Raw genomic sequence first — 26106 nt, forward strand, 5'->3', positions numbered from 1 at the left:
GGCATGGTGACCGAGCTGCGCGGCCCGGTCCGGGTCGTCGGCGCCGGACTGATCGGTACGTCGATCGGCCTCGCGCTGGCCCGGTTGGGCGTGGTGGTGGAACTGGTCGACGCCGACCCGGACACCGCGCTGATGGCCGAGCGGATCGGGGCCGGTTCACGGCTGGTCCAGATCGAGCCGCAGCTCGTGGTGGTCGCCGTACCGCCGGACCACGTCGGTCAGGTGGTCGCCGAGCAGCTCGAGCAAACCGACGCGATCGTCACCGACGCCGCGAGCGTCAAGTCGAAGCCGCTCGCCGACGCAGCCCGGTTGACCGGCGATCTCAGCCGGTACGTCGGCAGTCACCCGATGGCGGGGTCGGAGCGGAACGGGCCCCTCGCTGCGCGAGCAGACCTGTTCGACGGAGCGACCTGGGCCATCACCCCGCACGAGACCAGCGCACCTGAAGCGGTCGAGCTCGTCCGGCGGCTGGCCGAGGCGTCCGGCGCGCGGACGGTCGAGCTGTCGGTCGAGGACCACGACCTCGCGGTGGCGCGGGTCTCGCACCTGCCGCACCTGATGTCGGCCCTGGCCGCCGGGACGTTGGTGGACGCGCCGAACTCACATCTCCAGCTGTCCGGCCAGGGGGTGCGGGACGTGACCCGGATCGCGGCCGGCGACCCGAAGCTGTGGACCCAGATCGTGTCCGCGAACTCGACCGCGCTGACCGGTCTGCTGGAGCAGATCCGCGGCGAACTGGACCGCGTTCTTGTTGCCCTGGGCAAGGAGGAGGCGGCCGAGGAGCTGACGACGATCCTCGGGCAGGGCGTGTCGGGTGCGGTCCGGGTGCCGGGTAAGCACGGTGCGCCGCACATCGATCTCGTCACTGTCCTGGTGACCATCCCCGACCGGCCGGGGCAGCTGGCCCGGCTGTTCGCCGACGCCGCCGAGTCCGGCGCCAACGTCGAGGACCTGCGGATCGACCACAGCCCGGGCCGCCCGGTCGGTGAGGTCGAGCTGGCCGTCAAACCCGGCTCGGTCGACCAGTTGGTCGACGTCCTGACCGAGCGTGGTTGGGTCGTCCACCGCTAGTCGCCGTACAGGAGTCACCCGCAGCCGGTCCTGATCGGGGGATTGTCCCCGCCCACGGGTAACCTCTGGGCATGATCATCGCTGTGGACGGGCCGAGTGGCTCGGGTAAGTCGAGCACGGCCCGAGGCGTCGCCACCAGACTGGGGCTGCGCTACCTCGACACCGGTGCGACGTACCGCGCCGTGACGTGGTCGGCGCTCGAGCACGGTCTCGACCTGGACGACACGGAAGCGGTGGCCCAGCGGTCGCGCGAACTGCGGCTGGAGGTCAGCACCGACCCCGGGAAGCAGTTCGTGATCGCCGACGGCGTCGACGTGACCAGCGCGATCCGGGAGCCGCGGATCAGCGAGAGCGTCAGCAAGATCGCCACCAACCTGGACGTCCGCAAGGAGCTGGTCCGGCGGCAGCGCGAGATCATCGACGACGCCCAGCCGACCGGCGGGATCGTGGTCGAGGGCCGCGACATCGCCACCGTGGTCGCGACCGACGCGGAGCTGAAGGTGCACCTCACCGCCGACCAGGACGCCCGGCTGGCCCGGCGCGGCGCGGAGCTGACGGCCGGGGCGGTGACGGCCGAGCAGTTGCGCGACCAGATCGTCCGCCGGGACGCCGACGACGCCACCGTCTCGCAGTTCCTGGTGGCCTCGGACGGCGCGGTCACCGTCGACTCGACGCACCTGTCTCTGGAGGAGGTCGTCGACGTGATCAGCAGACTGGCGAAGGAGGCCGAGGCCGCCCCGCGCGACCGGGAGTCATGACAGTGCTTTTGGCCGGGCCTCCGGCACCGGCGTGGTCATGGGGCTTTGACTCCCGGCCTTCCCTCGTCACTTCAGTCGCTGTGCTTTTGGCCGCGCCTCCGGCGCGGCGGGTCATGGGGCCTTGGCTCCCGGCCTTCCCTCGTCACTTCAGTCGCTTCGCTCCCTGCGCTCCTCAGTCCAGGCTGGGAGGCCCCATGACCGTGCTCCCTGCGCTCCTCAGTCCAGGCTGGGAGGCCCCGTGACCGCAGAACTGACCGGGCATCGGGAGCTGCCGCGTACTGATGACCTGGCCTCGTTGCCCTATCGGCTCGCGCTGCCGGCCCGCAGGATCGCCAGGCCCTACTTCCGGCGCAAGTACAGGCTCACCATCCACCACGAGGACCGGTTCCCGCGGACCGGTCCGGTGCTGATGACCCCGAACCACCTGAGTCTGCTCGACGGGCCGCTGCTGGGTGCGATCGCGCCCCGGATGCTGCACCAGCTCGGCAAGATCGAGGCCTTCGGCGGTCTGCAGGGCCGGACGCTGCGGCGGTTCGGCCAGATCCCGGTCGATCGGTCGACGTACGACGTACGGGCCGTCCGGCAGTCCATCAAGGTGCTCCGGGACGGCCGGGTGCTGAACATCTACCCGGAGGGGACCCGCGGCGCGGGTGATTTCAGCCGGATCCGGACCGGGGTGGCGTATCTGGCCATGGTGACCGGGGCGCCGATCCTGCCGGTGGCGCTGCTCGGGACCAGGCTGCCGCACGGTGACGTGGAGGGTTTTCCACCGGCCGGGAGCCGGGTGGACGTGGTCTATGGCGAGGCCTTCACGATCGACCGCGTACCCTTTCCCAGGAGGCATTCCGACGTACGGGCGGTTGCCGACCAGATCGGCGATGTGCTGCGCGCCCATGTCAGGGCGGCCGTCGAAGCGACCGGCCACCCGCTCCCGGGTGCGCCAGACAAGAAGGATCCTGATGAGTGACCTGCCCACCGGCTACGACTTTGCCGAGCCCACGCACGACCGTGAAGACAGCGGTCCGCTGCCCGTGCTCGCGATCGTCGGTCGTCCGAATGTGGGCAAATCCACGCTCGTGAACCGCATCATCGGCCGCCGCGAGGCCGTCGTCGAGGACACCCCGGGCGTCACCCGGGACCGGGTCTCGTACGACGCCAACTGGGCCGGCCGCGGCTTCACCGTGGTCGACACCGGCGGCTGGGACCCGGACGCGGTCGGGATGGCCGCGCTGGTCGCCGCCCAGGCCGAGGTCGCCATCAACGCCGCCGACGCGGTGCTGTTCGTGGTCGACGCGACGGTCGGGATCACCGACGCGGACGAGGCCGTCGTCCGGGTACTGCGCAAGTCCGGCAAGCCCGTCGTGCTGGCCGCGAACAAGGTCGACGACCAGCGGGTCGAGTCCGAGGCGATGAACCTGTGGAGCCTCGGCATCGGCGAGCCGTTCCCGGTCTCGGGGATGCACGGCCGCGGTACCGGCGACATGCTGGACGCCGTCCTGGCCGCGCTGCCCGAGGCGCCGCCGGAGCGCGACCCCGAGGCCGGCGGACCGCGCCGGGTCGCGATCGTCGGCAAGCCGAACGTGGGCAAGTCCTCGCTGCTGAACAAGGTCGCCAAGGAGGACCGCGTCGTCGTCAGCGACGTCGCCGGTACGACGGTCGACCCGGTGGACGAGCTGATCACGCTCGGCGGCAAGGAGTGGCGGTTCATCGACACGGCCGGCATCCGGCGGAAGGTGAAGAACGTCCAGGGGCACGAGTACTACGCCTCCCTGCGGACCAACGCGGCGATCGAGCGGGCCGAGGTCGTCGTGGTCGTGATCGACTCCTCCGAGACGATGTCGGAGCAGGACCTGCGGATCATGAACGCGGTCGAGGAGGCCGGCAAGGCGCTGGTGATCGCGTACAACAAGTGGGACCTGGTCGACGAGGACCGGCGTTACTACCTCGAGCGTGAGATCGACCGCGACCTGGTCCAGTTCCGGTGGGCGCCGCGGGTGAACATCAGCGCGCTGACCGGCCGTCACATGGAGAAGCTGGTGCCGGCCATCGAGGCGGCGCTGGACGGCTGGCAGACCCGCGTCCCGACCGGCCAGCTGAATGCGTTCCTCGGCCGGCTGGTGGCGGCACATCCGCACCCGGTCCGGTCCGGCAAGCAGCCGAAGATCCTGTTCGGCACCCAGGCGACCACGATGCCGCCGACGTTCGCGATCTTCACCTCCGGGCAGATCGAGCCGTCGTACCAGCGCTTCATCGAACGCCGCCTGCGCGAGGACTTCGGCTTCGTCGGCAGCCCCGTCCACGTCCAGATCCGGGCCCGCCAGAAGAACAAGAAGCGCTAACGGGTGCTGGTCAGAACGGCCGCGCGGATGGGGTAAGGTATTCCCCGGCTCGCTGGTTGGAGCCGGTTCCGGGCTGTGGCCTAGTCAGGTAAGGCGCTTGTCTGGGGGACAAGAGATCCCGAGTTCAAATCTCGGCAGCCCGACGCGACAAGAGGGGCATCGGCACACCGCCGGTGCCCCTCTTGCTGTCTAGTCGACGGTGACGAGTTCTTTGCGGTCCGGTTCGTCGGGGGCGCGGAGGGTTTCGCCTTCGATGTCGACCTTGGGGGTGATCCGGTCGAGCCACTTCGGGAACCACCAGGCGCGGTCGCCGAGCAGGCTGAGGACGGCCGGGACCAGCGTCATCCGGACGACGAAGGCGTCGATCAGGACACCGATGGTCAGGCCGAAGCCGATCGCCTTGATGATCGGGTCGTGCACCATGATGAAGCCGGCGAACACCGACGCCATGATGAGGGCCGCCGCGGTCACCACCCGGGCGCCGTGACCGAGACCCTCGACGGTCGCCTCGGTCGCGTGCTTGCCGTGCACGAACTCCTCCCGGACCCGGGACACGATGAACACCTCGTAGTCCATCGCCAGCCCGAACAGCACGCCCATCATGATGATCGGCAGGAAGCTGACCAGCGGCCCGGGTGAGTCCACCCCGAGGAGTTCCGCACCCCACCCCTGCTGGAACACCGCGACCGTGATCCCGAACGTGGCGCCGATGGTCAACACGAACCCGAGCGTCGCCTTCAGCGGGACGAGCAGCGACCGGAACGCCAGCAGCAACAGCAGGAACGACAACCCGATGACGATCAGCAGGTACGTCGGTAACGCGTCGGACAGCTTGTTGGACACATCGACCCCGACAGCCGTGTTGCCGGTCACCGAGATCGTCGCGTCACCAGTGGCGAGCGGTTGTACAGCGGCGCGCAGGTTCTTCACCAGGTCCGCGGTCTGCTCCGTGGCCGGACCACTGGCCGGGATCACCTGCAGCAGCCGCGTCGCCCCGTCCGCACTCGCCGGACCGGGCTGTGCGGCCACGACATCCTTCAGCCCTTGGGTCTTGGCCAGCACCTGCTCGACCACTGCGCCGGAGGTCGCCGGGGTGTTGCTCTTCACAACGACGACCAGCGGACCGTTGGCACCCGGACCGAACGCGGCCGAGGTCAGGTCATAGGCGACGCGCTGATTCGTCCCGGCCGCCGCCGACGCGCCATCCGGCAACGCGAGCTGCATGTCCTTGACCGGAATCGCCAGCAGGCCGAGCCCGATGATGCCGAGGGCAACGATGGGAACACGGAACCGGGTGGTGAACCGGCCCCAGCGGAACCCGAAGCCTTCGACCGGCGCCGCCGTCGGGGCCTTCCGAAGCTTGCGGGGGAGGATCCGCTTGCCAACGAATCCGAGCAACGCCGGCAGCAGCGTCAACGCGACCAGTACGGCGGTGAGTACGGTCGCCGCAGCCGCAAAGCCCATCGCGGTGAGGAACGGAACCCCGACCACACTGAGCCCGGCCAGCGCGATCACGACGGTCGCGCCGGCGAACAACACCGCCGAACCCGCGGTCGCGGTGGCGCGGCCGACCGACTCCTCCTCGTCCATGCCCTCGGCGAGCTGCGTCCGGTGCCGCGAGCTGATGAACAACGCGTAGTCGATGCCGACCGCCAGCCCCAGCATCAATGCCAGGATCGGCGCGGTCGACGAGACATCGGCGAACGCGGTGACCAGGAACAGCCCGGCCATTCCCGCGAGTACGCCGAGCAGCGCGGTGAGCAGCGTCATCCCCGCGGCGACCAGCGAGCCGAAGGTGACGATCAGTACGACGGCCGCGACCGCGACACCGATCACCTCGGTCGCCCCGACCTCCGGTACGCCGCCGACGATCTGGCCGCCCGGGACCACCTGAAGATCCCCGGAGCTGAGGCCGCTCAGACCGTCGTACGCCTCGGTGCTCTCCTTCGCGAGCTCGTCGGCCGGCTTGTCGAACTGCACGCTGATCAGGCCGGTGGCGCCGTCCGGGCTGATCGCCTTGCTGGTGAAGGGGTCGATCGCGGCGATCACCGCGGGGACCTTCGCCACCTGCGCGACCGTCGTACCGACGGCGGCCTTCACGGCCGGGTCGGCGAGAGTCTTGCCCTCGGGTGCTTTGACCACCACGGTCGCGGAGGCGCCGCTCGCCGCGGGCAACTCGGTCTTCAGGGCGTCGAGCGCGCGCTGCGACTCGGTGCCCGGGATCGAGAAGGTGTTCGTCGTCTTGCCGCCGAGAGTCAGTGCGCCGACGCCCAGCAGGACGAGGAAGACCGCCCAGACGGCGGCGACGAGGCGCCGGCGCTGGTAGGAGAACCGGCCGAGCCGGTACAGCAGATTGGCCATCGAGAGATGCGTCCGTTCGTGTGCAGGGAGACCGGGCACCCGCGGGCACCGGGCAGCTGGATCAGGCAGCTGAATCAGGCGGTTGGATCAGGCGGTTGTGACGAAGCAGTTGTGATGGGCGGTCGGGATCAGGGGCGTCTGAGCAGTCGCCGCAGGGCGATGTCGCAGAGTCTTCGGAGTTCGTCGTCGGTGCGTCCGCCCGGATGGCGGCACTCGCCGAGTAGCCCGTTGACGGCGAACCGGGCCAGGTCGTGCTCGAGCGGATCGTCGGACCCGGCCATGTACCTGGTCAGCTTCATGCCGTCGGCGACCAGACCGGCGGTCTCGGGCATGTCCTCGATCACCGGGATGACGTCCTGGATGACGTCGATGACGCCGCGGTGCACGACGGCGAGGTCGGTGAACTGGCGGATCGCGATCTCTTGGACGACCGCCCGGGGCAGCCCGTCGACGGTCCTGATCAGCGCGGCGAGGTCGGCCGCGGCTGGTTCGAGCACGGCGGCCAGCACCGCGGGCTTGCCGTTGAAGTGGTAGAGCACCGTCGCCTTCGAGCAGCCGGCCGCGGTGGCGATGTCCTGCAGTGACGTCGCGTTGTAGCCCTTGGCCTGGAACAGGTCCATCGCCTGCCGCACGATCTCGTGCCTGGTCCGCTCCCGGACGGGGGTGGTGACTGCCATGTCAGCCATAGTCCTGACCGATCGGCCAGTTTTCAACCGATCGGTCAGTTTTGTGGTCCGCCTCACCTGCTGACGCCGACTTGCTTGCGGTGTAATGCTGTAATCGGGAGGCGGAGATGGCCGAAGAGACTGCTGGTGACGACGTACTGGACGCCTACTCCCGAGTGGTCTCGGGTGTGGCGGAGCATTTGATCCCGCGGGTGGCCAGCCTGCGGATCGCGAGCCGGCGCGGTGACTCGTCGGGGTCGGCGGTGGTGCTGACCGACGACGGCCACCTGCTGACGAACGCGCACGTGGTCGGCGGCGGCGAGCAGGCCACGGCGGAGTTCGCGGACGGTACGGCGGCACAGGCGCGGGTGATCGGCGTCGACCGGCTGTCCGATCTCGCCGTACTGCGGTCCGACCGGGAGATCCCCGATCCACCGGAGTACGGGGATGCCGACCAGTTGAAGGTCGGGAACCTGGTGGTTGCGGTCGGCAACCCGCTGGGACTGGCCGGGAGCGTGACGGCGGGCGTGATCAGCGCACTCGGCCGGTCGCTGCCGGTGCGGACTCCGAACGCGACCCGGATGATCGAGGACGTGATCCAGACCGACGCGGCGCTGAACCCGGGCAACTCCGGCGGAGCGCTTGCCGACGGCAACGGCCGGGTGATCGGCATCAACACCGCGGTGGCCGGCATCGGCCTCGGCCTAGCGGTGCCGATGAACCAGACCACCCGCCGGATCATCTACTCGCTGCTCCACGACGGCCGGGTACGACGTGCCTACCTCGGGCTGGTCACCACGCCGGCACCGCTGCGCCCACAACTCGCCGAACGCTTCGACCAGCGCACCGCGCTCCGTGTCGTCGAGGTGATCGCCGGGAGTCCCGCCGCCCAGGCCGGCCTCCGCCAAGGTGATCTCGTCCTGGCTGTCGACGGCGCACCGCTCCGCGACGCCCAGTCTCTCCAGCGCCTGCTCTTCGAAGACGCGATCAGCCGCCGCACCGAGATCACCGCCATCCGCAACGGCGCGCTGGTCGACGTCGTCGCGCTCCCTGCCGAACTCACTGACCGGTAGTGAGGTCCGCTCGGAGCAAGACGCCGGTACCGGGTTGCAGCGGGTCGCCGGGGAAGGTGAAGTCGCGGGTGACCTCGGTGAAGCCAAGGCTGTGGTGGAGGTCGAGGGTTGCGCCGTTGGCGAGGTTGGCGAAGTAGTAGATGGAATCAGCACGCTCGGCGGTCCAGCGCATGCGGTCGGCGGTGAGGAGTTCGCCGATCCCGTGTCGTCGCCAGTCCGGTGCGACGATCAGGCCGACGAGGTAGTACCCGGTCGGCGCCATATCCGGTGGATCGCCGGGGGAGACCTCATGGTGGATCACGCCGCCGTACCCGATCACCTCGTCGCCGGCACAGGCGACCGCCGCGTACCGTTCCGGCTCGCGGAGGTCGGCCATCAGGCGGTGGGTGCGTGCTTCGACGGAACCACCGGTCCGGGACACGATCAGGCCCGCGCAGGCTTCCAGATCCGCGAGTTCTGCCGGCCGGACGGTGATCGTAGCGTCAGCCGACTGACGATCGACGTCCGGCTGATAATCCGCGAACCCGCTCACCCGGATCAGCTTAGGATCGGCCGGCTGGACGAGCGAGTGCGGTTGGCGGGGGAGTTGTACGAGCGGGCGATCTTCAACGGGGAGGCCGATAGACTTTCCACTGCCGACCGGGAGCCGGACGCGGCCGAAGCCGACCTGATGCTCGCTCGGGGCAAGGTGCTGCACGGGCGGTTCTTGGAAGACAGGGTGGAGGATCCGCGCGAGCTTGAGCTGTTCGAGCGGGCGCTGGCGCTCTACAACGCCGTGGCCGACGAGGCGGCCGAGCTTGCGGCCTCGGTCGGCGCGACGGCCATCAGCGCACAGATCGAAGAAGCGCGGTCACGCCTCTGACGGACCGCCCCGCAGGGGTTGGCCGTCAATCGCCCGGCGCTCGTTGTCGCGGACACGGGGCTCGTAGTGGGCGAAGAAGATCTTGCCGACCAGGTCGCGCCGACTGCGTACGCCGGTCTTGTCGAAGACGCTCTTCAAGTGTTGTTGCACCGTGTGCGTGGAGACGACGAGTTGCTCCGCGATGTCGGTGGTGGAGTTGCCCTGCAGGACCAGTCGGGTGATCTCCTGCTCGCGTTCGGTCAGCCCATACGCCGACATGAGCAGCGGCGCGATGCGGCCGGGATGAGCCGGCTCGACGATGACTGCGACCCGGCGGGAACTCGATGAGACCAGCGAGGTGCCGTGCAGCACCACCCAGCGACCGGACCGCGACATCACCCGGGACACGGCCACTTCACCGGCGTCCGGGTAGGTCGCCGTACGCAGAGCCTGGCCGGCGACCGCGAGGACGGCCGACGGCAGCCGGCCCGTCTCCCAGTCACCATCAGGGAGGTCGCGCAGCCAGTGCTCGACGCCGGGTGTCGCCGACTCGATCTCCCAGTTGCCGGTGACAACGATCAGGCCGGGCGCGTCGGAACCCTCCGGATCGGTGGCCGCACCGAGGAGCAGGGAGTTGCGCGCGCCGGCCGCGAGGACGGGCGCGATGCTCCGCAGGAACGCCTGGTCCTCGTCGCCGAAGAGAGGTTGCCCTGATTCCCGGTAGAGGCCGACTGCTCCCCAAACCTCGCCTGACCTCGTGCGCAGGCACGCGATCAACTCCTGGTCGCCACCCATCGTCATGTTCTCGTGCCAGCGCGGACTGCTGGCCGGGTTGCCGCCGGTGGCATCGTGCAGGGTCGAGATACCTCGCGTCGAGCGCGCGACATCGGCGAGATTGTTGACGTCGTCCCCGTAGTACTCCTGGGCGAGCCATTCCTGCGGGAGCTCCGGCATGCCCTCGTTGAAGTGACTGGTCACCAGCAGAGAAGCCGGATCCAGCGTGTACCAGCACGGCGCCTGGTAGTACGGGACCGCGTCGCGGAGGATCTCGGACGACTCCCGCCAGAGCGTAACGAGGTCGAGCCCCTGTCGCGTCAGAGTCGCGATCCGGTCGCTCGCACGCTCCTTCGCGTACCCGCTCACACCACTCAAGGTACGGCGGCTCGGCCGGTTTGCAGATACCACATTTCTGGAATGGCCGGCCGGAGATCGCGCTCGTAGCGTCGAGCCATGACACAAGTACAGGTGGTAGGGCCGTCCGACGGCCAGACGACGAAGGACATGGCAGGGATCCGGGCTGACCGGTACCTGATCGACAGCGCAGCCTCCGGTGGCGGGTTCGCACTCGTGGAACAGGTCATCGACGCCCGTGTGCTGGCCGCGCCCCTGCACCGGCACAGCCGGGAGGACGAGTACAACTTCGTGCTCGAAGGACGGATGGGAGTGGTGCTGGGCGACGAGGAGGTCTTCGCGGACGCCGGCACGCTCGTCTACATGCCACGACACCAGTGGCACACGTACTGGAACGCCGGTGACACGCAGCTCCGTGTGCTCGCGATCATCGCACCCGGCGGCCTGGAGGAGCTGTTCCGCAAGCTCGCCGAGCCGGGTGGGGAGTACGACGAGGAGACGCTGCCGGCGCTGGCCGCGCAGTACGGGTGCGAGCTCGACTTCGCGGCGACCATGCCGATCGCCGAGCGTCACCAGCTGATCTTCTAGGCGTCGTTATGGCGCCGGAGGAGCTCGAGTCGATGCTCGAGGACGCGTTCGTCCTGCACGATCACGAGGCGCTCGCGCAGCTCTTCGAACCGGAGGCGATGCTGCACCCGGCCGGGTGGCCCGACCCCGCCCGCGGCCGGGCCGAGATCGAGCGCCTCATGGACGACCTCTGGGACCACCAGCTCAGGTACGTCGCCGATCCGAGGACGGTCCTCCAGTTGCGGGGGACCGCCCTGATCATCAGTCGCTCGGCCATCAACGTCGTACGGCGCACCCCGGACGGCACCTGGCGCTACGCCATCGTCCACCTGACCCGCTGACGCCTTCCCTGACCGGCCCGCGTTCTTACCAGCCGCGGGCCCGCCACTCGGAGACGTTCGGGCGCTCCTTGCCGAGGGCGGTGTCGGAGCCGTGGCCTGGGTAGACCCAGGTCTCGTCGGGGAGCTCGTTGAAGAGCTTGGCCTCGACGTCGATGATCAGTGAGGTGAACCGCTCGGCATCACCCTGGGTGTTGCCAACCCCGCCCGGGAACAACGAGTCGCCGGAGCAGAACAGTTCAAGGACCATCGAGATCGTCCTCCACGACGCCAATATGTGGCGAGAGGTACGGGTCTGGCTCTGGAACTATGGACCCGCGCTTCATGACCCACACGACCCAGCGGTTCTGGTCCTCGCCCTGCGCTTCGTCGTCGTAGACATGAAGCACGCCGTACGACCACGGAGCCGCATGGGCGAGTCGTCGGAACGCCTCGACCACAGCATCTTGGCGGTGATTTCGCAGCCCGGCCATTCACAGCTGAGCTGAACCGTTGACGATCCGCAGATCTGCCGTCTGCAGGTCGTTCTGCACCTCCGTGAGCTCTCTGATCACGGCGTCGTACGCGCCGTGGCTCAGGTCGTCAGCCTTCCCGCCGAACGCCTCCTGGGAGTCCCGAACCGTGGCCCAGCCGTGGTATTCGAACACGCGACGTCCTACCAGCCGCGCGCTCGCCACTCCTGGACGTTCGGGCGCTCCTTGCCGAGGGTGGTGTCGGAGCCGTGGCCTGGGTAGACCCAGGTCTCGTCGGGGAGCTCGTTGAAGAGCTTGGCCTCGACGTCGTTGATCAGTGAGGTGAACCGCTCGGCGTCCCCCTGGGTGTTGCCGACGCCGCCTGGGAACAGCGAGTCGCCGGTGAACAGGTGGGGTGCGCCGGCCGGGTCGTCGTACAGCAGCGCGATCGAGCCCGGGGTGTGGCCGACCAGGTGGATGACCTTGAGCGTGCACTGGCCCACCGGGATGCTCGCGCCCTCGTCGACGAGTTCGTCGGTGGGTACGTCGATGCCCTCGGCGTCGTACCGGCCGGCGACCGTCGTCGCGCTGGTCCGGGCCACCACCTCGGCGAGTGCCTGCCAGTGGTCCTGGTGGCGGTGCGTGGTGACGATCCGCTCGAGCCCGCCGTCGCCGATCAGCGTGAGCAGCGTCTGCGCGTCGTTGGCCGCGTCGATCAGTACCTGCTCGTCGGTCCGGCGGCAGCGGAGCAGATAGGCGTTGTTGTCCATCGGCCCGACCGCGACCTTGGTGATCATCAGCTCGGCCAGCTCGTGGGTCTGCACGGGTCCGCCGACCTTGACGTTTCCGTGGTACTCCGGCATGCGCCCTCCCGGGGAAGTCGGTAACACCGCCGATCCTTGCATCAATCCGGTCGCGCGGTCATGTCGGCCGAGTTGCCAGAACCACCCTTCTCGATCGAATATACTTTCGAAGCGTGCTCGATCGGGGTCCCCGAACCGGCGGCGGAAGTTTTTGTCGGTGGGCCTCGTTAGCATGACCGGGCATGCCATGGAACCCCTCGAGAACGGCTGAGAGTGAGCTTGTGTCTGACCGTCTGATCGTGCGCGGAGCGCGTGAGCACAACCTGAAGGACGTCTCGGTCGACCTGCCGCGGGACGCCATGATCGTCTTCACCGGCCTGTCCGGGTCCGGTAAGTCCAGCCTGGCGTTCGACACGATCTTCGCCGAGGGCCAACGCCGGTACGTCGAGTCCCTGTCGGCGTACGCGCGCCAGTTCCTCGGTCAGATGGACAAGCCGGACGTCGACTTCATCGAGGGCCTGTCACCGGCCGTCTCGATCGACCAGAAGTCCACCTCCCGCAACCCGCGCTCGACCGTCGGCACGATCACCGAGGTCTACGACTACCTCCGGTTGCTGTTCGCCCGGGCCGGTCGCCCGCACTGCCCGGAGTGCGGTGAGCCGATCGCGCGGCAGACCCCGCAGCAGATCGTCGACCGGGTGCTCGAGCTGGACGAGGGAATCCGGTTCCAGGTGCTCGCGCCGGTCGTCCGCGGCCGCAAGGGGGAGTACGTCGACCTCTTCCGCCAGCTGAGCGGTCAGGGCCTGTCCCGGGCCCGGGTGGACGGCGAGACGATCCAGCTGCTCGAGCCGCCGAAGCTGGACAAGCAGAAGAAGCACACCATCGAGGTCGTTGTCGACCGGCTCGCGGTGAAGCGCTCCGCGAAGCAGCGGCTGACCGACTCGATCGAGACCGCGCTCGGCCTGGCCGGCGGACTGGTCATCCTGGACTTCGTCGACCTGCCGGAGGACGACCCGCACCGCGAGCGCCGGTTCTCCGAGAAGCTCGCCTGCCCGAACGATCACCCGCTCGCCATCGACGAGCTCGAGCCACGGTCGTTCTCGTTCAACTCGCCGTACGGCGCCTGCCCGGTGTGCACCGGTCTCGGCACGCGGATGGAGGTCGACCCGGAGCTGCTGGTCCCGGACCCGTCCAGGTCGCTGGAGGACGGTGCGATCCAGCCGTGGTCGGGCGCGAACGTGACGCAGTACTTCGAGCGGCTGCTGGCGGCGTTGGCCAAGGACCTGAAGATCAAGACCAGCACGCCGTTCGGCGAGCTGCCGGCGAAGGCGAAGAAGTCGTTGCTCACCGGGCACGACCGGCAGGTGCACGTCTCGTACAAGAACCGCTACGGCCGCGAGCGGTCGTACTACACCACCTTCGAGGGTGTGATCCCGTACGTCGAGCGACGGCATGCGGAGGCGTCGAGCGACACCAGCCGGGACCGCTTCGAGGAGTACATGCGCGAGGTGCCGTGCCTGGCCTGCAACGGCGCGCGGCTGAAGCCGATCTCGCTCGCGGTCACGCTGGGTGGGAAGAACATCGCCGAGATCAGCGCGATGTCGATCGACGAGGTGCACGACTTCCTCAAGCAGATGGACCTGTCCCCGCGGGAGAAGCAGATCGCGGAGCGGGTGGTCAAGGAGATCGGCGAGCGGCTGCGGTTCCTGCTCGACGTCGGGCTGGACTACCTGGCGCTGAGCCGGCCGGCGGGTTCGCTGTCCGGCGGTGAGGCGCAGCGGATCCGGCTGGCGACCCAGATCGGCTCGGGGCTGGTCGGCGTACTGTACGTGCTCGACGAGCCGTCGATCGGTCTGCACCAGCGGGACAACCGGCGGCTGATCGAGACCCTGGTCCGGCTGAAGGACCTCGGCAACACGCTGATCGTGGTCGAGCACGACGAGGACACCATCGACCACGCCGACTGGGTCGTCGACATCGGCCCCGGCGCGGGTGAGCACGGCGGCCAGGTGGTCGTGTCCGGCACCGTCGAGGACCTGAAGAACCATCCGGACTCGATCACCGGCGCATACGTGTCCGGCCGCCGGGAGATCCCGATCCCGCCGGTCCGGCGGCCGCTCACCGAGGGCCGGGAGCTGACCGTGTACGGCGCCCGGCAGAACAACCTGCAGGACATCGACGTGACCATCCCGCTCGGGGTGTTCGTCGCCGTCACCGGGGTGTCCGGCTCGGGTAAGTCGACGCTGGTCAACGACATCCTCTACACCTCGCTGGCCCGGCAGATCTACGGCGCCCGTACGGTGCCCGGCCGGCACACGAAGATCTCCGGGATGGAGCTGGTCGACAAGGTCATCCACGTCGACCAGTCGCCGATCGGCCGGACGCCCCGGTCGAACCCGGCCACCTACACCGGGGTGTGGGACCACGTCCGCAAGCTGTTCGCGGACACCCCGGAGGCGAAGGTCCGCGGGTACCAGCAGGGCCGGTTCTCGTTCAACGTCAAGGGCGGCCGGTGCGAGGCCTGCTCGGGTGACGGCACACTGAAGATCGAGATGAACTTCCTGCCGGACGTCTACGTCCCGTGCGAGGTGTGTCACGGCGCCCGGTACAACCGGGAGACGCTCGAGGTGCACTACAAGGGCAAGACGGTCGCGGACATCCTGGACATGCCGATCGAGGAGGCGTCGGAGTTCTTCGCCGCCATCCCGGCGATCTCGCGGCACCTGACGACCCTGGTCGAGGTGGGTCTGGGTTACGTCCGGCTGGGCCAGCCCGCGCCGACGCTGTCCGGTGGTGAGGCGCAGCGGGTGAAGCTGGCGTCGGAGCTGCAGAAGCGGTCGACCGGCCGGACGGTGTACGTGCTGGACGAGCCGACCACCGGCCTGCACTTCGAGGACATCCGCAAGCTGCTCGGCGTTCTCGGCGGTCTGGTGGACAAGGGCAACTCGGTGCTGGTGATCGAGCACAACCTCGACGTGATCAAGACCGCCGACTGGATCATCGACCTCGGCCCGGACGGCGGCCGTCGCGGTGGCACGCTGGTGGCCGAGGGTACGCCGGAGGACGTCGCGGCCAACGCTGCGTCGTACACGGGTGCCTTCCTGGCCGAGATCCTGGACGGCCGCGCCGCCAAGCCGAGCGCCAAGCAGCAGGCCGCCGCAGCGAAGACAGCCGTGAAGAAGGCCCCGGCGGCGAAGAAGGCTCCGGCGGCTAAGAAGGCCCCGGCCAGGAAGACAGCGGCGACCAAGGCCGCGGCGACGAAGACCGCAGCCAAGAAAGCAACGCCGGCGAGGAAGCGCGCGGCCGGCTGATCCCGGTTCTGTCTTCCCCGACCAGCACACAGCGCTCCCGGCCTGGCTTCCGCCCGGTTCGGGGGCGCTTTGTTGTTGCCTGCTCACGCATCGGTAGTTGCCTTAGGCAACGATCCGGAGAGTGGATTGGGTCGGTCCGTTACAGGCACCTTTCGATCCTGGTCGAAACGTCCGGGCAGGCATCGGGGCCGCCCTCGTTGACCCGGTGTGGCGATTATCGTTGCGCTGCGGCGTGACCACACTTCGAAGGAGAGACAGTGACCGGACGATGGGACATGGGCCAGGACACCCTGAGCCAACTGGCCAAGAAGACCGGGACAGGGACACAGGACCTCGGCGCCCTGGTCAAGCAGTTGGTCGCCGCGGCGCAACCGCTGGAAGGCAAGATGAGCGGCGCCGGCAAGGCGATGTTCGACGGATTCAAGGCGAACGTTGACGGTATCGCCGCCGACCTGAACGCCGGGCTCGCGGCGATCAACGAGGGCCAGTCCGGCATGGACACGGCCTTCCGCGGTGGTGACACCGAGATGGCCGACACCGCGAAGAAGAACCAGGGCGCGGCCGACTTCAACGCCGCCAAATTCGGCAAGCGCTGAGAGAGGAACTGACGATGGCAAACCGCAACAGCTACGACACCGCCGCCTCCGGCGAGGTGCAGTCGACCATCAACAGCCTTTCCGGGCAGATCTCGAGCTTGATCGCCACGCACAAGCAGAACGTGACGGCGGCCCTGTCGGATGCCTCGGCCAGCGGCGTGACCGAGAACTACCGTGGCGTCGAGGACCGCTTCAACAAGGCGGCCGACCAGACCCTGGCGATCATCAGTTCGCTGAAGGAAACGCTGGCGCAGAACGACGCGACCGCCGCCGCGACGCTGAAGAAGGCCTCGGCCGCCGTCGACGGCATCGGCGGCTGACCGGCCGCGCAGACAGCCGCACGGCCCGGGACGTCACCCGCTGACGGGTGCGTCCATGCCGTGTGTGGCCTTGGTGGACACGGCCGGATCGACCTGAGGGGTGACAGTGGACTGGGACATCGACATCGAGGGCGTCAACAAGGTCCTCACCGACACGGTGACCGAGGTGGAGCCGTTCGACGGTTTGGTGACGACGTACGGCGAGAACCTGGGCGCCATCATGAAGGGTCTGGACTACGACATCTTCACGATCGTTGCCGTGGCCATCGGTGAGTACTCCGAGCACTGGGCCCCGAAGCTGGAGGCCGCGGCGAAGCAGGTCGGCGCCTCGCTGACCGGTGCGCACGACGCCGTCACGGCCTACATGGAAGGGCAGGAGGAGATGGCCCTGACCGCGCAACAGAACGCGGCGGACGGGGTGATCCCGGACCCGCCGGGCACGCCGGACAAGTCCAAGCCGACCGGGGAGAACATCGCGGTATGACCGATCAGGATCCGGTGGAGGTACCGGCCGAGGTTGCCGAGGCGGGGCGAGTGCGGCTGGCTGAGTGGCTGACCGCCGAGGCGCCGACGCCCGAGCTGGGCGCGACGCCCGAGGAACTGGCGGACTGGACGGCGCACCAGGTGGAGGAGTACCTCGTGTTCGTCCCGCCCGGGTACGCCAACCTGCTGTTCCTCGTGGCCGACCACGGCATCAGCTCCTTCGCTCCGAGCCAGCAGTCGCTCGAGGAAGCGATGGCGGCGGCCCGACCCCAGTCGTGACCCCAGCTGTGACGGCAGCCACCTGCCGCACAACTCCGTCGTGCGTGGGCCGTGACCACGCACGACGTACACCCTCGCCGTACTCGAAGTAATCGTTGACCACCGTGTGACCGAGGACTGAACTGACATGATCAAACCCGAAGGCATCCCGATCACGGAAGTGAAGAAGGTCGTCACGGCGCTCGACGAGAACGTGTCGGAGCTGAGTGGCCTCGGGGAGAAGTTCAGCGACGTGGGCGACGGTGTCCACAACACGTTCCAGGGCCTGAACGGGGTCTACCACGCGCCCGAGCGGGAGCTGCTGGTCAGTTCGACGAAGAAGATCCAGGACAACCTCAGCGAGTTCGGTCCGAGTCTGCCGGCGATGTCGGGGCACCTGACCACCCTCGCCGACGAGGTGCGCAGCCGGCTGGGCACGCTGGAAGACATCCGGGACGAGGCCTACTCGTGGCACCGCCGTAAGGATGGCAATCCGGACTGGCAAAACGATCAGGACATGATCGACGATAACAACCGGATGGTCAAAGACGTCAGCCGGATCATGACGGAGGAGATGCCGGAGCTCTGCTTCACCGCCGCCAACGAGATCGTCAAGCTGCACGGCGGGAAGACCTGGGACCCGGAGACCGGCGTGCGTGACGGCGAGGAGCCGCCGCCACCGCCGGACGAGGACGAAGAGCCCGAACCGCCGGCGTGGGGGACCGAGGAGGAGCGGGACAAGCCTTGGTGGCAGGACACCCTGGAGTTCGTGCCGAACATGCTGCTCGGCGTGGTCACGGTCATCGGCGAGACGGTCGAGAGCATCCTGACGCTGGTGCCGGTGCTGCCGCTGCTGGACATGATCCCCGGCTTCTCGGACACCATGAAGGACTGGTTCAACTGGGACGTCCCGACCTGGGAGGACGCGGGTAACGCCTGGGTGGGCCTGGGCGTCTTCGTGGGACAGATCGCGACCCTTCCGAGCCAACTCATGGCCTGGGGCGCCGAAGAACTCTTCGGCGTGGAGCGGCCCCAGTGGCTCAAGGACTGGTCCGAGATGGGCGTCAACATGGGCGAGCAGATGCTGAAGGGCTTCGTCGCCTGGGATGAATGGTCGGAGAACCCGGGCAAGGCCTTCGGGATGGCGCTCACCAACATCGTCGCCACGGTCGCGTCGGGCGGCTCGGCCGGTGCGGTCAAGACCGCGGCGCTGGCCGGCAAGTTCGGCGCCGCGAGTACGGCGGTGGCGAGAGTCGCCGGCGTGGCCGCGAAGTTGCAGGGCGCGCGGGTGGGCCTGCACGATATCGCTCTCGGTGCTGTGACGAAGATCCCGAAGGTCGGCGACGTGGTCAACGGCCTGTCGAAGATCCCGATCGTCGGCGACACCTTCAAGATGCAGGGCGTCACGCCGGCCAACGTGACGGTGGACGTCCCGGACGTCGACGTCCCCGGAAACACCTCCGTCGACACCCCGTCGGTAGACACGCCGTCGATCGACACCCCTTCGGTGGACACGCCTTCGGTGGACACCCCTTCGGTCGAGACGCCCCACACTCCGAGCGCCGACTCGCCGTCCACGACCCCGGTCGCCCATGCGGACCCAGGTACGACACCGCCGGGTACGACAACGCCGATCACCACGACACCGGGCACCACGACACCGGGCACCACGACACCGGGCACCACGACACCGGGCACCACGACACCGGGCACCACGACACCGGGCACCACGACACCGGGTACGACGACACCGGGTACGACGACACCGGGTACGACGACACCGGGTACGACGACACCGGGTACGACGACACCGGGTACGACGACACCCGGCACGACGACGCCGGGTACGACTACACCAACCAACCGCGCCTCCGACACGACGTCACCTGGCACGCGCACGCCGGACTCGACCACGACTCCTGGTACGCGGACGCCCGATTCGACCACGTCGCCGGGGACGCGTACGCCTGACTCGACCACGTCGCCTGGTACGCGTACGCCGGACTCGCAGACCACCCCGGGCACGCGCACCCCCGACTCGACCACGCCGGACACCTCCCGGACCCCGGACTCGTCGCGGACGCCGGAGACCTCGCGGACGCCTGAGTCGACGCGGACGCCGGAGACCTCGCGGACGCCTGAGTCGACGCACACGCCGGAGACCTCGCGGACGCCTGAGTCGACGCACACGCCGGAGACCTCGCGGACGCCTGAGTCGACGCACACGCCGGAAACGTCGCGGACGCCTGAGTCCACGCACACACCCGAGACCACCCGGACGCCGGAAACGTCGACTCCGGGCAGCACACGGACGCCCGAGACGAATACGCCAGGCTCTACGCGAACGCCGGAGACGAACACCCCAGAGACCCACACGCCGGGTTCCACGCGGACGCCGGAGACGATCACCCCCGAAACGCACACGCCGGGCACGACACGGACGCCGGAGACGAACACGCCTGGCACGCCGCACACGCCGGACCCGGTCGCAGCACGGAACGTGGACCCGGCCGTCACCCCGGTCATCCCGATGCACCCCGGCGTACCCGGTCACGCCAATGCGCCGCACTCGCCGAACGTGCCCAACACGCCGCAGGGCCGCACGCCCAACACCCCGAACACGCCCAACACTCCGAACACGCCCAACACTCCGAACACCCCGGCCACGCCCAACACCCCGAACACGCCGAACGGGCCCAGGCCGTACCAGCCGCCGGCGCGGCCGTTCGGCCCGTTGGCGCAGAACCAGTTCCCCGGACCGCCGGCACGGCACACGCCGCAGCGGCCGCACGACGCCGGCAACGACCCGGCGATGGACAGCCCGCTCGCGCGTCAGATCGAGATCGACAACATGAGGCCGGACCACCTACGTCCGGAGCCGGGCAAGCCCCGGTCACAGATCGACCCGAACCAGTACATCGAGCCGCACCCGATGGACCCCCGTCGGGGCGACCTGCGCGACTCGGTCGGTCGCCCGCCGCACGAGAATCCCGAGAACTGGGTGGGCAACATCAACCCGGACCACGGGCTGAGCCGGCAGTACCAGATGAACTGCGCGGACGTCTCGCGCAAGGTCGCGGACATCCTGAACGGCGACACGCCGGACCTGGCCGCCGGGCGACAGTTCGCCAACGGCGAGAACCCGGAAGCCACCCTCGAGTGGATGGATCTGGACGACTTCCCGCCGGACAACAGGATGGCGGTGAGGGACTGGAACGCCGACCCGGCCGACTTCACCAACGCCGCCTACCGCAGGGTGTACGACGCGCTGAGCGGCCGTCCGCCGGGCACGCACGCGAACATCTTCGTCACTTGGCGGTCCACGATGCCCGGGATCCCTGGCGGTGGGCACGTCCTCAACGCATTCGTTGACGCGTCGGGCCGGGTCAAGTTCCTGGACGCGCAGCCGCCCGGCGGCAGGATCGTGGATGCGTTCCCGGACGGTCACCAGGGCCCGCACCCGCAGAACCCGTACAACGGCGACATCACGTCGATCCAGTTCGCCGTCCGTCAGCCAGGCGGCCGGTGGGAAGGTCCCCCGCGCAGTCCCAACACCCCGCCGGCCTCGCAACTCCAGTACCTCCGCCCCCAGACCCCGCTCGGCGCGAGCCACACCCCGGACGTCAACAGCCCCGGGACCCACACGCCGACCCCGAACACGCCGGACGCGCCGAGCCCGTCCCGGCTCAACCCAGACGAACCGTCGATCGCAGACCGCCTTGCGGGCCTCGACGAACCCTCCACCGGCCGCCACGCCTCGAACACCCCAGAGACAGTCGCGCCGGAATCGCACACCCCGGAAACGCATGCACCGGAGTCCCGCGCTCCCGAGTCGCACACGCCGGACACGCGTACGCCGGAGTCCCGCGCCCCGGAGAACCCGCGCGAGCCGGATGTGCCAGACGGCGAGGGGATCCGTCGCAGCGAGTGGGACCTGACTGAGACCGTACCCCCGTCAGCTCGCACCCCAGAGACCCCGGGCTCGCCCACACCAGGCCACACCCCGGAGACGCACACCCCGGAGACGCCGGGCTCGCGCACGCCGGAGACGCCGGACTCACGTACGCCGCAGACACAAACGCCGGAGTCGCAGACGCCGGGGCGCACACCGGAGTCGCACACTCCAGACTCGCGTACGCCGGAGTCGCAGACGCCGGGGCGCACTCCGGAGTCTCACGCGCCGGAGTCCCGTGCGCCCGAGACGAATGCACCCGATTCCCGGACGCCGGAGACGGGTGCACCGGCGTCGCATGCTCCTGACCAGTACGGGTCGGCGGGGGCGCCTGGGCACCGGGATCTTGGACCGTTCGAGGGATCTGACCTGGCCGGCCCCAACTTCCGGGCGTCGGCGCAGGACCTGGCGCGGTTCCGCGACACCTTGAGGTCGATCGACCCGGGGAAGATCGCAGAGCACCGGCGACGCGGCCAGGAGCAGCTTCCCGATCACATCGACGATCTGTCGGATCTCGAGCTCACCGCCATGGAACGGATGCTGGGAACCGACCACCAGGACATCAACAATGCCTACCGGGCCGGTGACCTGAGCGTCGAGAACAACCCGCTCGTCCGCGTCGCGACGTCGGCGATGAACAAGCTGCCCGATTTCGAAGGGCCGATCGACCGCGGCATCGCCTTCGACACGCCGGAGCAGTTGCAGGCGTTCCTGAACCGGTACGAGCCCGGCCGCAGCGTGACGGAGCCGGCGTTCACCCACTCGGACAAGGATCCGGACGGCGCCAAGATCTTCACCGGCGGTAAGTACACCCCGGGCAAGGTGGTACTGCACATCGATGCTCGGCATGGCAAGGACATGTCGTTCCTGCGTGACGGGTACGTCGGTGTCGACGAAGTCATGCACCCGCCGCACACCACCTTCTATCCGACCAAGAGGGAGTTCGACGAGGAGACCAACACGTGGCATGTGCATGTCCGTGACCACAGTGGGCCGGTAGACGTAACCCCTGGAGAAACACCGTCGCCGATCGTGGTGGAGCCCGACACCAGGAGCTCGTACTGGGCACAGCAGGCGGAGTCGCGCTATCCGACTCCGCAGCAGCCGGTCGCCCCGCGGCAGCCGGAGCCAGTGTCGTACGATCCGCCCCCGGGCTACCTCCAGTCGGGGCAGCCCCCACAGCAGCAGTCGTTCGGGCCGGGGCAGTCGCATCAGCAGTACGGTCCCGGTCAGCCTGAGGCGCCGTCGTACGAGCCGCCTCCGGGCTACCTCCAGCCGGGCCAGCAGCCGCACGCCCCGCAGCAGCCGCCGCACCACCCGGGGCAGGAACCTGCATCGCAGCAGCCGATCAACCCGTTCGACGACGGCCAGCCGCAGCAGTCCTTCGGCCCCGGCCAGCAGCCGCAGCAACCCGGCTATCAGCCCGGCCACCAGCCGGGCCAGCAGTCGCCGAGCCAGTTCAACCCGACGGGCCAGCAGCCTGGTTATCACCCGGGGCAGCAGCCGCAGCAGCCCGGCTATCAGCAGGGCCAGCAGCCGCAGCCGCCGAGTCACCACCCGGGCCAGCAGCCTGGGCACCACCCCGGGCAGCAGCCCGCCGGGCCGCAGCAGTCGCTCCCGCCACACCAGCCGGGACATCCGGGTCAGCCGTCCTACCCGTCGCATCAGCCGGGTCAGCCGGGCTACCCGCCACCCCAGCCGGGTCAGCCGCCGCATCAGCCTGGGCAACCCGGCCAGCCCGGACACCAGCCGTACCCGTCGCACCAGCCGGGACAACCCGGCCAGCCACACCAGCCGGGTCGCTATCCGGAGCAGCAGCCATACCCGCACCAGCCGGGTCAGCCGCACCCGAATCAGCCGGGTCAGCCATACCCGAATCAGCCGGGTCAGCCGCACCCGCACCAGCCGGGTCAGCCGCACCCGCACCAGCCGGGTCAGCCGCACCCGCACCAGCCGGGTCAGCCGCACCCGCACCAGCCGGGTCAGCCATACCCGAACCAGCCGGGTCAGCCGTACCAGCCCGGGCGGTACCCCGAGCAGCATCCGCACCAGCCGGGGCAGCCTGGGCAGCCGCATCAGCCTGGCCGGTATCCCGAGCAGCAGCCGCCGTACGGTCCGGGTCAGCCGGATCCGTATGCGCCGCCGCGTCAGCCAGATCCGTACGGACCGCCGCACCAGCCGGGTCAGCCCCATCAGCCGGGGCAACCTGGGCAGCCGCATCAGCCTGGCCGGTATCCCGAGCAGCAGCCGCCGTACGGTCCGGGACGACAGGACCCGTATGCGCCTCCGCGTCAGCCGGATCCGTACGGGCCGCCGCAGCAGCCGCACCAGCCGGGGCAACCGCACCAGCCAGGACAACCTGCTCGGTATCCGGAGCAGCAGCCGCCGTATGGTCCGGGTCAGCCGGATCCGTATGCGCCGCCGCGTCAGCCGGATCCGTACGGACCGCCGCAGCAGCCGGGGCACTACCCGGGGCAGCAGCCGCAGCGGCCGACGTACCGGCCGGACGAGCACAGCCCGTACGCGCGGCACACGCCGGAGCCGCATCAACCGCACGGGCCGGATCAGCCACGGCAGGACGCGCCACAGCAGCCGCAGCAACCGGAGCACGCCGGACCGCGGCAGGAGACGCCCGCGGCGGACCCGACGCCGGGTGGGCTGGATGTTGCGCCGGAGGACTTCGGGTTCAAGCCGGCGCAGCGGAAGCGCGACACGGATCCGGAGGCGGAGCGCCGGTTCGACGTGGAGTCGGAGGACCTCGCTCGCCGGGCGACCCGCGAGGAGGCCGACGCGGCCGACGTGATCACCGGCAGCACGTACACGTTCGTCAACCGGGCCATGCACCGCGGCCACAAGCTCGAGGACCTGCCAAAGCTGCTCAACGACGGCAACAGCGGGATCACCCGCGAGGCGATCGAGGCTGCCCGGCACTTCCAGGCACTGATCCGCAAGGCTCCGCTCGCCGACGCGCCGCGCACCCTCTTCCGGGGTGTCCGTGCACCGAAGGGAATGAAGCCGGCCGATCTGCTCGCCTGGGCGCGGGAGAAGTTCAAGCTCAATCAGCCGATGCACTTCGGCGGCTTCCAGCACACCTCGATCCACCCGAGGATGGCGGCGGCGTTCACGACCGTTTCGGATCGGATCGGTGTCGTGTTCGAGATGCACACTCGCAAGGGCGCGCCGCTGGGCAGGGTGAGCTCGCGTGAGGGGTCCGAAGGCGAGTACGCGCTGCCCGACAACGAGAAGTTCGTGCCGGTCGCGATCAGCGAGAAGGTCAACTTCGACTCGATGAAGCCGGGCACCGACGGCGGCCCGACCGTGGACAAGATCGTCGTCCACATGGTCGACGTCGACGACCTGGACCACTACGGCCTGGGCCACCTCAAACCGACCACACCGGACACGCCCCACACCCCGAACCAGTACGGCGACCAGCCGCCGGCACAACCGCACGGCGAGCAGCCGTCGTATCGCCAGCCGGATCCGTACGGCTCAGCGGATCCGTACGGCTCAGCGGACCCGTATGGTTCGGCGGACCCGCCTGGCTCGACAGATCCAGCCGATCCACAAGGCTCGGCCGAGCTTCCGGCCGAACTGGCCGGGGAGGTGCCGATCAGGATGGGATCTGGGCACAACGCCAAGTACCCCGTCTACGGGCCGAAGAGCAACGGGTTCATCACCGACGAGGGGCGGAAGCTGGAGAAGGCGTATGAGCGGATCCGGGAGGCGACCGACGACGTACCGAAGATCGCCGACGAACTCGACCTGCACGACGACGACCCGGCCATGCTGGCCGAGTTGGAGGAAGTGGTCGATGTGGCCAAGCGCAACGTCTTCGTGGCCAGGCATGAAGTCGCGGTCGGCAAGGGCTACCTCCGGGACGGCAACTTCACGCCCCTGCAAGGGATCGCAGATATCTGGCAGAAGGTCATGCAGGGGCGGCCCCTGGACCGCATCGAGCGCAACCAGTTGCGGTCCCTGATCGCCCATGAGTATGTGGAGGCCAAGCTGCTCGAAACGGGCCAGCCGTACAACTCTGCCGACCCGGATGCTTGGCCCGACGAGGATGCCTACGAACCCGAGATCGTAGGGCCCCATGAGCTGGCGCCGATGTCACTGCGAGGCAGCGATGAGCTCGATCTGCTGAAACTCTGGCCTGACTACGGCCTGACGTCACCGTTCCCTGAGGGTTTCACCACGAAGGATCTGACCAAGGCCAACCTGGATGAGATCATCCGGATCGTGAAGGAGAGAATGAAGTGGTGACCGACACAGCCGCCGCGGAGCGCGTGGTCGAGCGCCTCGTCGCCGTGCATTGGGACGGTACGGCGCGCGCGCACAGGCGGTCACGCGCACGGCTGGCCCGTGAGTTCCTCCGACGTACGGCGCAGTGGGCGCTGGCAGTCGGAGCAGAGGAGGGCTGGCCGTTCAGCGATCTGGCGAGCGCAGTCGACCCGAAGGTCGTCGTCGACCCAGCGCTACTGGCCAGACTGGAACTCGACCCGTCGTCCGACGATCCGTTTCCGGTCCCGCCGCAGATGGCCGCGGTGATCGTGCGGTGGGCGGCGCTCGGTGATCTGCCCCGGCAGCAGTTCCCGGGGCTGGAGGATCCGTACGAGCCGTTGCTCGCGCTGTTCGAACGGGGCGGCGGATACGCGGTGGCGAACGGATTCATCGAGCTGGCGTTCATTTCAGTCCCGATCCGGTCGGTGACGGAGCGGGCTTCGCTGGAGCCGTTGCCGATCGACGAGGCGACGCTCGACGGGCTGGACCGGGAGAGCTGAGCG

The 26106-nt window shown here is 69.0% G+C and carries 23 protein-coding genes and 1 tRNA gene; 16 read left to right on the plus strand and 8 right to left on the minus strand.

All coding sequences use genetic code 11. The annotated features are described in order from the left end of the window. The first annotated feature begins 3 nt into the window (after positions 1 to 3). The 5 genes from EV652_RS18395 (at position 4) to EV652_RS18415 (ending at position 4311) form a co-directional block, all read left to right on the plus strand. Positions 4 to 1071 carry a prephenate dehydrogenase gene (locus EV652_RS18395; protein ID WP_242001845.1) on the plus strand — a complete coding sequence of 356 codons (1068 nt, stop codon included), beginning with the start codon at positions 4 to 6 and terminating at the stop codon, positions 1069 to 1071. Between the two features lie 71 nt (positions 1072 to 1142). Then, positions 1143 to 1829: a (d)CMP kinase gene (gene cmk, locus EV652_RS18400; protein WP_132210384.1), complete on the plus strand. Its 687-nt coding sequence runs from the start codon at positions 1143 to 1145 to the stop codon at positions 1827 to 1829. Positions 1830 to 2067: 238 nt separating this feature from the next. After that, entirely contained in the window at positions 2068 to 2796 is a 729-nt protein-coding gene (locus EV652_RS18405) for a lysophospholipid acyltransferase family protein (RefSeq protein ID WP_132210385.1), read from the plus strand. Beyond that, on the plus strand, positions 2789 to 4168 hold the full coding sequence (gene der, locus EV652_RS18410) for a ribosome biogenesis GTPase Der (protein ID WP_132210386.1): 1380 nt from the start codon (positions 2789 to 2791) through the stop codon (positions 4166 to 4168). Before EV652_RS18405 ends, der begins: the two co-directional genes overlap by 8 nt. A gap of 69 nt (positions 4169 to 4237) precedes the next feature. Beyond that, positions 4238 to 4311: transfer RNA gene (locus EV652_RS18415), tRNA-Pro, on the plus strand. Between the two features lie 46 nt (positions 4312 to 4357). On the opposite strand, the gene EV652_RS18420 is transcribed toward EV652_RS18415, so the two are convergent. Both EV652_RS18420 and EV652_RS18425 read right to left on the minus strand, forming a co-directional pair. Next, the gene (locus EV652_RS18420) at positions 4358 to 6529 is read right to left on the minus strand and encodes an MMPL family transporter (RefSeq protein WP_132210387.1); all 2172 of its coding nucleotides are present in this window, start codon (positions 6527 to 6529) and stop codon (positions 4358 to 4360) included. Positions 6530 to 6657: 128 nt separating this feature from the next. Further along, complete coding sequence (locus EV652_RS18425; RefSeq protein ID WP_132210388.1) at positions 6658 to 7206, minus strand: TetR/AcrR family transcriptional regulator; 549 nt, start codon at positions 7204 to 7206, stop codon at positions 6658 to 6660. Between the two features lie 116 nt (positions 7207 to 7322). Here EV652_RS18425 and EV652_RS18430 point away from each other — a divergent pair, with 116 nt between their 5' ends. Beyond that, positions 7323 to 8267 (plus strand): S1C family serine protease, encoded by a 945-nt coding sequence (locus EV652_RS18430; RefSeq protein ID WP_132210389.1) that lies wholly within the window; start codon positions 7323 to 7325, stop codon positions 8265 to 8267. On the opposite strand, the gene EV652_RS18435 is transcribed toward EV652_RS18430, so the two are convergent. Beyond that, on the minus strand, positions 8254 to 8799 hold the full coding sequence (locus tag EV652_RS18435) for a GNAT family N-acetyltransferase (RefSeq protein ID WP_132210390.1): 546 nt from the start codon (positions 8797 to 8799) through the stop codon (positions 8254 to 8256). The genes EV652_RS18430 and EV652_RS18435 overlap by 14 nt on opposite strands. Before the next feature lie 54 nt (positions 8800 to 8853). Here EV652_RS18435 and EV652_RS18440 point away from each other — a divergent pair, with 54 nt between their 5' ends. Further along, a complete protein-coding gene (locus EV652_RS18440) occupies positions 8854 to 9129 on the plus strand; it encodes a hypothetical protein (protein WP_132210391.1) in 276 nt (91 codons plus the stop codon). On the opposite strand, the gene EV652_RS18445 is transcribed toward EV652_RS18440, so the two are convergent. Further along, entirely contained in the window at positions 9118 to 10251 is a 1134-nt protein-coding gene (locus EV652_RS18445; protein ID WP_132210392.1) for a helix-turn-helix transcriptional regulator, read from the minus strand. The two genes, EV652_RS18440 and EV652_RS18445, sit on opposite strands and share 12 nt — an antisense overlap. Before the next feature lie 87 nt (positions 10252 to 10338). Between EV652_RS18445 and EV652_RS18450 the strand changes: the two genes are divergently transcribed. Together EV652_RS18450 and EV652_RS18455 are read left to right on the plus strand one after the other, a co-directional pair. Continuing rightward, positions 10339 to 10827, plus strand: a complete 489-nt coding sequence (locus EV652_RS18450) for a cupin domain-containing protein (RefSeq protein WP_132210393.1) — start codon at positions 10339 to 10341, stop codon at positions 10825 to 10827. 8 nt (positions 10828 to 10835) lie between these two features. After that, positions 10836 to 11147, plus strand: coding sequence for a YybH family protein (locus tag EV652_RS18455; protein ID WP_132210394.1), 312 nt, complete (start codon positions 10836 to 10838; stop codon positions 11145 to 11147). A gap of 25 nt (positions 11148 to 11172) precedes the next feature. On the opposite strand, the gene EV652_RS44635 is transcribed toward EV652_RS18455, so the two are convergent. From EV652_RS44635 to EV652_RS18470, 4 genes are read right to left on the minus strand one after another with little or no spacing between them, the layout of a single operon-like run. Continuing rightward, the gene (locus EV652_RS44635; RefSeq protein WP_369410019.1) at positions 11173 to 11394 is read right to left on the minus strand and encodes an MBL fold metallo-hydrolase; all 222 of its coding nucleotides are present in this window, start codon (positions 11392 to 11394) and stop codon (positions 11173 to 11175) included. After that, entirely contained in the window at positions 11384 to 11617 is a 234-nt protein-coding gene (locus EV652_RS46390; protein ID WP_439649065.1) for an Imm7 family immunity protein, read from the minus strand. Before EV652_RS46390 ends, EV652_RS44635 begins: the two co-directional genes overlap by 11 nt. Beyond that, positions 11618 to 11791: an Imm7 family immunity protein gene (locus tag EV652_RS46395; RefSeq protein WP_158441186.1), complete on the minus strand. Its 174-nt coding sequence runs from the start codon at positions 11789 to 11791 to the stop codon at positions 11618 to 11620. A gap of 8 nt (positions 11792 to 11799) precedes the next feature. Next, the gene (locus EV652_RS18470) at positions 11800 to 12459 is read right to left on the minus strand and encodes an MBL fold metallo-hydrolase (RefSeq protein WP_199238260.1); all 660 of its coding nucleotides are present in this window, start codon (positions 12457 to 12459) and stop codon (positions 11800 to 11802) included. A gap of 221 nt (positions 12460 to 12680) precedes the next feature. Here EV652_RS18470 and uvrA point away from each other — a divergent pair, with 221 nt between their 5' ends. The 7 genes from uvrA to EV652_RS18505 all read left to right on the plus strand — a co-directional run bounded on the left by uvrA (position 12681) and on the right by EV652_RS18505 (position 26103). Beyond that, a complete protein-coding gene (gene uvrA, locus EV652_RS18475; RefSeq protein ID WP_132210396.1) occupies positions 12681 to 15710 on the plus strand; it encodes an excinuclease ABC subunit UvrA in 3030 nt (1009 codons plus the stop codon). A gap of 257 nt (positions 15711 to 15967) precedes the next feature. Then, the gene (locus tag EV652_RS18480; RefSeq protein ID WP_242001846.1) at positions 15968 to 16306 is read left to right on the plus strand and encodes a hypothetical protein; all 339 of its coding nucleotides are present in this window, start codon (positions 15968 to 15970) and stop codon (positions 16304 to 16306) included. Between the two features lie 14 nt (positions 16307 to 16320). After that, entirely contained in the window at positions 16321 to 16626 is a 306-nt protein-coding gene (locus tag EV652_RS18485) for a hypothetical protein (protein ID WP_132210397.1), read from the plus strand. A 106-nt stretch (positions 16627 to 16732) separates the two neighbouring features. Beyond that, positions 16733 to 17110 carry a DUF6507 family protein gene (locus EV652_RS18490; RefSeq protein WP_132210398.1) on the plus strand — a complete coding sequence of 126 codons (378 nt, stop codon included), beginning with the start codon at positions 16733 to 16735 and terminating at the stop codon, positions 17108 to 17110. Continuing rightward, positions 17107 to 17388 carry a hypothetical protein gene (locus EV652_RS18495; RefSeq protein WP_132210399.1) on the plus strand — a complete coding sequence of 94 codons (282 nt, stop codon included), beginning with the start codon at positions 17107 to 17109 and terminating at the stop codon, positions 17386 to 17388. Before EV652_RS18490 ends, EV652_RS18495 begins: the two co-directional genes overlap by 4 nt. A gap of 127 nt (positions 17389 to 17515) precedes the next feature. After that, positions 17516 to 25585 carry a toxin glutamine deamidase domain-containing protein gene (locus EV652_RS18500; RefSeq protein WP_132210400.1) on the plus strand — a complete coding sequence of 2690 codons (8070 nt, stop codon included), beginning with the start codon at positions 17516 to 17518 and terminating at the stop codon, positions 25583 to 25585. Further along, positions 25582 to 26103: a hypothetical protein gene (locus EV652_RS18505; RefSeq protein WP_132210401.1), complete on the plus strand. Its 522-nt coding sequence runs from the start codon at positions 25582 to 25584 to the stop codon at positions 26101 to 26103. Before EV652_RS18500 ends, EV652_RS18505 begins: the two co-directional genes overlap by 4 nt. Positions 26104 to 26106: the final 3 nt, after the last annotated feature.

The sequence above is a fragment of the Kribbella steppae genome (assembly GCF_004342025.1).
GTDB lineage: Bacteria > Actinomycetota > Actinomycetes > Propionibacteriales > Kribbellaceae > Kribbella > Kribbella steppae.

What these genes read in the sequence shown, in the direction of transcription:
- EV652_RS46390 (WP_439649065.1), bottom strand. Translation starts at nt 11,617, where the DNA reads ATGGCCGGGCTGCGAAATCACCGCCAAGATGCTGTGGTCGAGGCGTTC.
- EV652_RS18420 (WP_132210387.1), bottom strand. Translation starts at nt 6,529, where the DNA reads ATGGCCAATCTGCTGTACCGGCTCGGCCGGTTCTCCTACCAGCGCCGG.
- der (WP_132210386.1), top strand. Translation starts at nt 2,789, where the DNA reads ATGAGTGACCTGCCCACCGGCTACGACTTTGCCGAGCCCACGCACGAC.
- EV652_RS18500 (WP_132210400.1), top strand. Translation starts at nt 17,516, where the DNA reads ATGATCAAACCCGAAGGCATCCCGATCACGGAAGTGAAGAAGGTCGTC.
- EV652_RS18455 (WP_132210394.1), top strand. Translation starts at nt 10,836, where the DNA reads ATGGCGCCGGAGGAGCTCGAGTCGATGCTCGAGGACGCGTTCGTCCTG.
- EV652_RS18470 (WP_199238260.1), bottom strand. Translation starts at nt 12,459, where the DNA reads ATGCCGGAGTACCACGGAAACGTCAAGGTCGGCGGACCCGTGCAGACC.
- EV652_RS18395 (WP_242001845.1), top strand. Translation starts at nt 4, where the DNA reads ATGGTGACCGAGCTGCGCGGCCCGGTCCGGGTCGTCGGCGCCGGACTG.
- EV652_RS18430 (WP_132210389.1), top strand. Translation starts at nt 7,323, where the DNA reads ATGGCCGAAGAGACTGCTGGTGACGACGTACTGGACGCCTACTCCCGA.
- cmk (WP_132210384.1), top strand. Translation starts at nt 1,143, where the DNA reads ATGATCATCGCTGTGGACGGGCCGAGTGGCTCGGGTAAGTCGAGCACG.
- EV652_RS18495 (WP_132210399.1), top strand. Translation starts at nt 17,107, where the DNA reads ATGACCGATCAGGATCCGGTGGAGGTACCGGCCGAGGTTGCCGAGGCG.
- EV652_RS18450 (WP_132210393.1), top strand. Translation starts at nt 10,339, where the DNA reads ATGACACAAGTACAGGTGGTAGGGCCGTCCGACGGCCAGACGACGAAG.
- EV652_RS18485 (WP_132210397.1), top strand. Translation starts at nt 16,321, where the DNA reads ATGGCAAACCGCAACAGCTACGACACCGCCGCCTCCGGCGAGGTGCAG.
- EV652_RS44635 (WP_369410019.1), bottom strand. Translation starts at nt 11,394, where the DNA reads ATGGTCCTTGAACTGTTCTGCTCCGGCGACTCGTTGTTCCCGGGCGGG.
- EV652_RS18425 (WP_132210388.1), bottom strand. Translation starts at nt 7,206, where the DNA reads ATGGCAGTCACCACCCCCGTCCGGGAGCGGACCAGGCACGAGATCGTG.